Raw genomic sequence first — 6,515 nt, forward strand, 5'->3', positions numbered from 1 at the left:
TTCAAACTAAAACTAGAATTCTGCAACATAAAAAATAAAAACCAAATTTAGCACACAAGTTTTTGACAGAGCCCTTATATTATCTATTAAAAACTATTTATAGGTTAAAAAATAAAAATAGGTATAGTATTTAAAGAAGGATGTAAAACATGAATTTAGAGAAAATATTAATCGTTGAAGAGGAAACTTTATCTGCAACTGATTTAAAATATAAATTAGAAAATTTAGGTTATGAGGTAATAAGCATTGTTGATAATGGGGACGATGCAATTTACACTGCAGTACATCAAAGGCCAGATCTTGTATTAATGGATATAGGTTTAAAAGGGGAAGTAGATGGTATTCATGCTAGTCAAAAAATATTAGCTTTAGATATACCTGTAGTTTTCATAACTGCAAATATTAATGATGAAAATTTTAAGGAGGTAAATATTAAACCACCTTATGGTTTTATCACTAAACCTTTCAATGTTAAGAATTTAGAGAGAGTTATTAAGATTGCTATTAAACGTAGTAAAATAGAAGTTAAAAAAGCAGACTTAGCACGTGGAATCGTTAAAAATGAGGAATCAAATGATGGGGTTGATTCACAAATAGATTTAAAACTGAAATGGAATATCATGAAGGTTTGAAATTTAAAGATAGGGATGAAAATGTTTTAAAAGCAGTTGATGATCCTGTGAAGTTAATTCAAAATAAACCAGATAATATTTATTCTATTTTAATAGTTGAAGATGAAGCAATAACTGCTCTTGATTTAAAGGGAAATTTAGAAAAATCAGGGTACCATATAACAGATATTGTTGATAATGCTGAAGATGCAATAAAATCTGCAAAAGAAAACCCTCCATATTTAGTTTTGTTAGATATTAATTTAAAAGGGGAAAAAAGTGGTATAAGTATTGCAGAGGAAATAAACTTATTAAGTATACCAATTGTATATCTTACTGCTCAAACTGATGATGCAACTTCTAATGAAGCTATAGAAACTGCACCTTATGCTTATGTTACTAAACCTTTTAATAAACGAGACTTAGAATACACTATTGCTTTAGCAATTAATAAATCATTAAACAATATGGGGCAGATTTATAAGGTTGAAGATAAGGTTAAAGAAAAGAATGTTGAAATGAAAATAGAAAAGATTAATGTTCTTGTAATCTTTGGAGGATCACTTATATTAATTATTGCAGGTTTATTAAGTAGGAATGTTACCTGGTTAGAATGGGTGCTTTTCATTCCTTCAGCTATAATGGTTTTCCTTGCAGTTGCAAGTATGTTTAAACAAGATCCAGTTAAGGAATGGGATGTAAATCCATTTGTAACTTTACTTGTACCTGCACATAATGAAGAATTCACAATACGGGAATGTGTGGATAGTTTAGCTAATATAGATTATACTTTAAATGGGGAAAAGAATTATGAATTAATTGTTATAAATGATGGTTCTGAAGATAATACTGGTGAAGTTTTAAATCAGTTAAAAGAAGAACATGATTGTTTAAATGTTGTAACTAGGGTTCCTCCAAGATCTGGTAAAGGTAAAGGTTTTGTTTTAAATGATGGTTTAGAAATTAGTAAAGGAAGTATTATTGCTGTTTTTGATGCAGATGCAAGAGTGGAACCTGATTTTTTAAATATTATTATCCCTTACTTGAATGATGATAATGTACAAGGTGTACAGTCTCGTATAAAAATGTATAATAAGGATGAGAATTTTTTAACTCGTATGCAACATGTGGAACTTGCTGGATTTGGTAATATTGTTCGTGCAAAAGATATACTTGGTAAAGCTGGTTTTCTTGGTGGAAATGGGCAGTTAGTTAAAAAAGAGGCTATAGTAAATAGTGAAGGTTGGGATGGTTTCGCAATCACTGAAGATTTAAATTTAAGTGTGAAATTAATGATTAATGGTTATGCAATCCGGTATTGTGGTGATACTTGGGTGTATCAAGAAGCTGTGCCTACATGGAGACAATTGTTCCGTCAACGTTCTCGGTGGGCTATTGGGAATTTTGAAACTTTATTTATTTATTCCTCAAAAATTATTAACTCACCAATGCCTGTTTTTAGAATGTTTGGAGTATTAGAGCATGTGGCTTTCTATGGTTTGAATATGTTAGTATTCTTTGGTTTTATTGTGTTTATTGTTAATATTGTGGCTTGGTTAGGATTTGGTCATTCTGTATTTATTCGTATGGATGCGCCTTTGATTGTTGGGGTTATAAGTGCTTTTGGATTTTTCCCTGGTGCTTTTATTACTTTATCTCGTGATCGTGTAAGTTTACCTAGAACTTTACTTGATGTTGTTGGTTATTGGGTATACTGTTTCCATTTAATTCCATTGTTCTTTATGACTTTTTGGCAAATGTTAACTCGTAAAGAGCGTACTTGGGCTAAAACAGTTCATACTGGTGATGAAGAGGATTCTGATGCTGAGTGTATTGAAGAGAATATTGATGTTGGGAAAATTGAAGTTGAAAAATGATTGGAGGGTTTAGAAATTGAAGCATAGAGAGAAATTTGGTGTTGTAATTGTTATTGTTGTCTTATTGTTGTTTTTAACTAATATGGGTGCGATTAATAATTTTTTAAGTTTTCATACTGATAAGACAGTGCAATTGGAACATTCTGGTTTTGTTGTGCCGGATGCTTGGAATACTAGTAAAGAGTTAAACATGTCTAGTAAGGCTAAGTCTCCTTATAGTATTACTAATGGTTATATAATTTTTGATATTTTTGAGGATTGGTGTGAAAATTATACTGGGCCTCAGACTTTGAGTAAGCTTAGTAGTATGGAAGGGGGAAATTTTGAAGTAATTAAAAATGAGGAGATACATTTAGGGAATTATAATGTTTCTAGATTGTATTATTCTAATCCTTCTAGGGATACTGATTATGTTTATGATCATATTGGTGTGGTTTATATTTTCCATAAGGAGGATTGTAATTATATGATTGATGGTCATTATATGACTAGTCATGATTATGAGAATAAGAGTTTTACTAAGGAATTAGATGATCGTGTTGAGGATATGATTGCGAATATGAATAATAAGCATTATAATTTTTGGATTTCTGAGTTTAAGAATTTGGTGTGATTTTTTCATTCTTTTTTAATTTTTTTGTGATTGTTTTCTTTTTTTTCTTTTCAGTTTTTGGGTTTTTGTTTTAGTTTTTCTTACTTTTTTAATTTTTTCTATTATTTGTTGGTGTTTTGTTCATTTTTTTATGGTTTGTTTTTGTTTTTATTTGATGTTGATTAATTCAATTATTGTATTTTTCAATTATTGACTTTATCAACTCTTTTATATAGTATCAATAACATATAATATAATATGTTCTAAAAAAAAATTTACAAAATGAGGGACAGAAAACTTGAAAAAAGATATAGATTATAATGAAATTCCAATAAGCGTACTTTTTAAAATAATAACCAGACATCAAGACATTTATGCAAAACACATTTTAAGAGATACAAATATTACACATTCACAAGTTTCAATATTAATGAATTTATTAAAAAATGATAATATATGTCAAGATGAACTAAGCCAACCTTTAGTCTTAGATAAAGGAGCAGTTGCAAGAACACTCCAAAAATTAGAGGATGAAGGATATATTTCACGTATGCAAGATGAGGAAAATCGTAGAAGAAATAAAATTTCATTAACAGATAAAGGACGAGATATAGTTATTCAGATTCAAGAATCAGTTAAAGAAAGAGAAGAAGGAATAATTAATAATATGCCAATAAGTTTAGATGAACTTCATGATTTATTATTAAAATTTATTCAAGAATCAAGAAAATTTAATCAAGAACATATAGACGATGATAAGTGGGAGGCAAAAAAAGGTGAGTGAAGAAGTAGAAAAAGGAAAAAACAGTAATATTGATTTATTATTAGGTGATTCACATGTGGCTATTCGTAAATTAGCATGGCCAATGATGGTTAGTATGTTCCTTATAATGGCATACAACCTAGCAGATAGTATATGGGTAGCAGGTTTAGGATCTGAACCATTAGCAGCAATAGGATTTATCACACCATTATTTATGATAGTGGTAGGGTTAGGAAATGGGATCGGTGCCGGTGCAAACAGTTTAATTGCACGTTGTATTGGTGCTCGTGATAAGGAAAAAGCAGATAATGCAGGTTTACATAGTATTTTAATAACAGTTATAGTAAGTATACTATTCTCAATAATATTATGCATCTTATTACCATTTATATTACAAATTATGGGTGCAGGATCAGCAACACAACAAGCATTACAATACGGTTACATAGTATTCATTTTCCTCGTAGTATTCATATTCAGTAGTGTAGCAACATCATTACTTCGTTCAGAAGGAGATGTTAACCGTGCAATGTATGTAATGGCAGCAACAGCAATATTAAACATAGTATTAGATCCAATATTCATTTATATATTCCATTTAGGTGTAGCAGGAGCAGCAATAGCAACTGTAATATCCTCATTCTTAAGTTGTGCAATCTTAATATACTGGATTTGGATAAAAAGAGACACATACCTAGACTTAGGTAAAAGTCACTTCCATTATGAAACTTCAATACTAAAAGATATACTAATTGTAGCAGTACCTTCAACAGCAGAAAACTTAATATTCAGCATACTTGGAATTATAGAAAATTACTTATTAGTAATAGTAGCTGGAACAGTAGCGGTTGCAACATATACAGCAGGTATGAGACTTGTACAAATGGCAATGATACCATTAATGGGATTAGGAACAGCACTACTAACAGTTGCAGGTGCAGCATATGGAGGGCATGATTCAGAAAAATTAGAAGATGCATTCAGATATACTTTAAAAATTGGAACCTTAATAAGTATAATAATGATAATTCTTTTATATGTATTCGCCCCACAAGTAAGTTTAATATTCTCCTACTCCAGTGCAAGTGCAGGACTATCAGCTAAAATAATAGTAATGTTACGTATACTATGTGTATTCATAGTTGGAGTAAACTTCGGTATGATGTCTGCAATGGTCTTCCAAGGTGTGGGAAAAGGTTTCACCTCTTTAGTTTTAACCACAATAAGAGCTTTACTTATGGAAGTATTATTCTCCTACATTTTCGGTGTAGTAATGGGAATGGGAGAAATAGGAATTTATTACGGTGTAGTATGCGGAGTATGTTTAGGTGCTGTAATAAGTTATATTTGGGCTGAACTTTATATTAAAAAGCTTAAAAAAGTTTACCCTCCACAAGATGCAGAACCACTAACAGAATAAATTAACAATTTAAAGGGAAAACTTATTCCCTTTTCCACTATTTTTTATATTAAACCATTAATTCAATGACTTATTTTTACATTTTAATACTATTTTTTTAATATTTTTATATTTATTTGATTAAAATCAACAGGATTTTATAGTAAACTTTATAACTGTATAATTTTAGAAATATATGTATTATTTATTTAAAAAGGGGGTGAATTAAGAATGGAAAATAATAAATTATTAATTTTATGTGTAGCAATTATCGTAAGTGTTTTAATTATATCTACAACAATATTTTTCGTTACAGGTTCCAATGTATATTCAAATCCATTTGCTCAAGAAGATCAAACTGATTCTTCTGGTGATTTGAAACTAAATACTCAAGGTTATGATTACAAATTAGTATCTAACAAATCAGAAACTATAATGGGTATTTTATGTTTAATAGAAACTTATACTGTAACTGGTCAAGGAGATACTTTCACTTTAACAATTAATATTGTTCCAGGTACTGTTGATGAAAATACTTTAAAACAGATTAATGAAACTTTTATTAAGTCTCCTAATTTCGTAACAACCAGTAAAGAATTAAATGGTAAACATTATTTTATCCAAACAAGTGGAGCTAATAAAGGCCATAATACTACAAGTTTTGCTGATTCTTTAGTTAGTGAAAATACTGCTTCTACTAATAGTGGTTCTAATACTAATGCTTCTAGTACTACTACTAATAATACTGTAGCAAATAATACTACTAGTAGCGAACCAAATATTTTAAGTTCTGGAGATGTAGAATTAAATTTAACTGGTTATGAATTCCAAGAAAGTTCCAATACTCCATCAAGCGATGGTGGGTATAGTGAAACTTACAGTGTAACTGGACAAGGAGATAGTTTTACTATAACTATTACTGCTATACCTGAAACTGTAGATTCAAGTACTACTACTGGTGGAGATGTTTCATCTAGTTTTTATTTAAATGGTATGCATTATATTATAGAAATTACTGGTGGTAATTCTCAACATCACAGTCAAAGCTTCCTTGATTCAATACTATTAACTCAAGGTTCCTCAAGTCCTAGTACTCAAAGTACAGATACTACTACTAATTCTGTAGATGACAGTGAAATGGTAGAAGATCCTTATTCTGACTATAGTGGGGAAGGATTAGAAGGAGAACCTATGGAAGATTCAGAATATTATCAATAGAATAATTTTAAAATTTTTATTCTATTTTTATTTTTTTGGCTCTGTAGAAACCCTA

At 29.7% G+C, this 6,515-nt stretch carries 6 protein-coding genes; all 6 read left to right on the forward strand.

The genetic code is table 11. The features are described from left to right. Nucleotides 1-149 precede the first annotated feature (149 nt). Nucleotides 150-632, forward strand: coding sequence for a response regulator (locus tag BP997_RS08150; protein ID WP_413829086.1), 483 nt, complete (start codon nucleotides 150-152; stop codon nucleotides 630-632). Continuing rightward, nucleotides 611-2,488 (forward strand): glycosyltransferase, encoded by a 1,878-nt coding sequence (locus BP997_RS08155; RefSeq protein WP_413829088.1) that lies wholly within the window; start codon nucleotides 611-613, stop codon nucleotides 2,486-2,488. Before BP997_RS08150 ends, BP997_RS08155 begins: the two co-directional genes overlap by 22 nt. Before the next feature lie 16 nt (nucleotides 2,489-2,504). Beyond that, a complete protein-coding gene (locus tag BP997_RS08160; protein ID WP_413829090.1) occupies nucleotides 2,505-3,101 on the forward strand; it encodes a hypothetical protein in 597 nt (198 codons plus the stop codon). 277 nt (nucleotides 3,102-3,378) lie between these two features. After that, nucleotides 3,379-3,864, forward strand: coding sequence for a MarR family winged helix-turn-helix transcriptional regulator (locus BP997_RS08165; RefSeq protein ID WP_409198965.1), 486 nt, complete (start codon nucleotides 3,379-3,381; stop codon nucleotides 3,862-3,864). Continuing rightward, on the forward strand, nucleotides 3,857-5,263 hold the full coding sequence (locus tag BP997_RS08170; protein WP_413823694.1) for an MATE family efflux transporter: 1,407 nt from the start codon (nucleotides 3,857-3,859) through the stop codon (nucleotides 5,261-5,263). Before BP997_RS08165 ends, BP997_RS08170 begins: the two co-directional genes overlap by 8 nt. 210 nt (nucleotides 5,264-5,473) lie before the next feature. Further along, on the forward strand, nucleotides 5,474-6,460 hold the full coding sequence (locus tag BP997_RS08175; RefSeq protein WP_413823692.1) for a hypothetical protein: 987 nt from the start codon (nucleotides 5,474-5,476) through the stop codon (nucleotides 6,458-6,460). The last annotated feature ends 55 nt before the right edge of the window (nucleotides 6,461-6,515 follow it).

The sequence above is a fragment of the Methanobrevibacter sp. UBA412 genome, assembly GCA_002495685.1.
Taxonomy (GTDB): domain Archaea; phylum Methanobacteriota; class Methanobacteria; order Methanobacteriales; family Methanobacteriaceae; genus Methanobrevibacter_A; species Methanobrevibacter_A acididurans.

What these genes read in the sequence shown, in the direction of transcription:
- BP997_RS08175 (WP_413823692.1), top strand. Translation starts at nt 5,474, where the DNA reads ATGGAAAATAATAAATTATTAATTTTATGTGTAGCAATTATCGTAAGT.
- BP997_RS08155 (WP_413829088.1), top strand. Translation starts at nt 611, where the DNA reads ATGGAATATCATGAAGGTTTGAAATTTAAAGATAGGGATGAAAATGTT.
- BP997_RS08150 (WP_413829086.1), top strand. Translation starts at nt 150, where the DNA reads ATGAATTTAGAGAAAATATTAATCGTTGAAGAGGAAACTTTATCTGCA.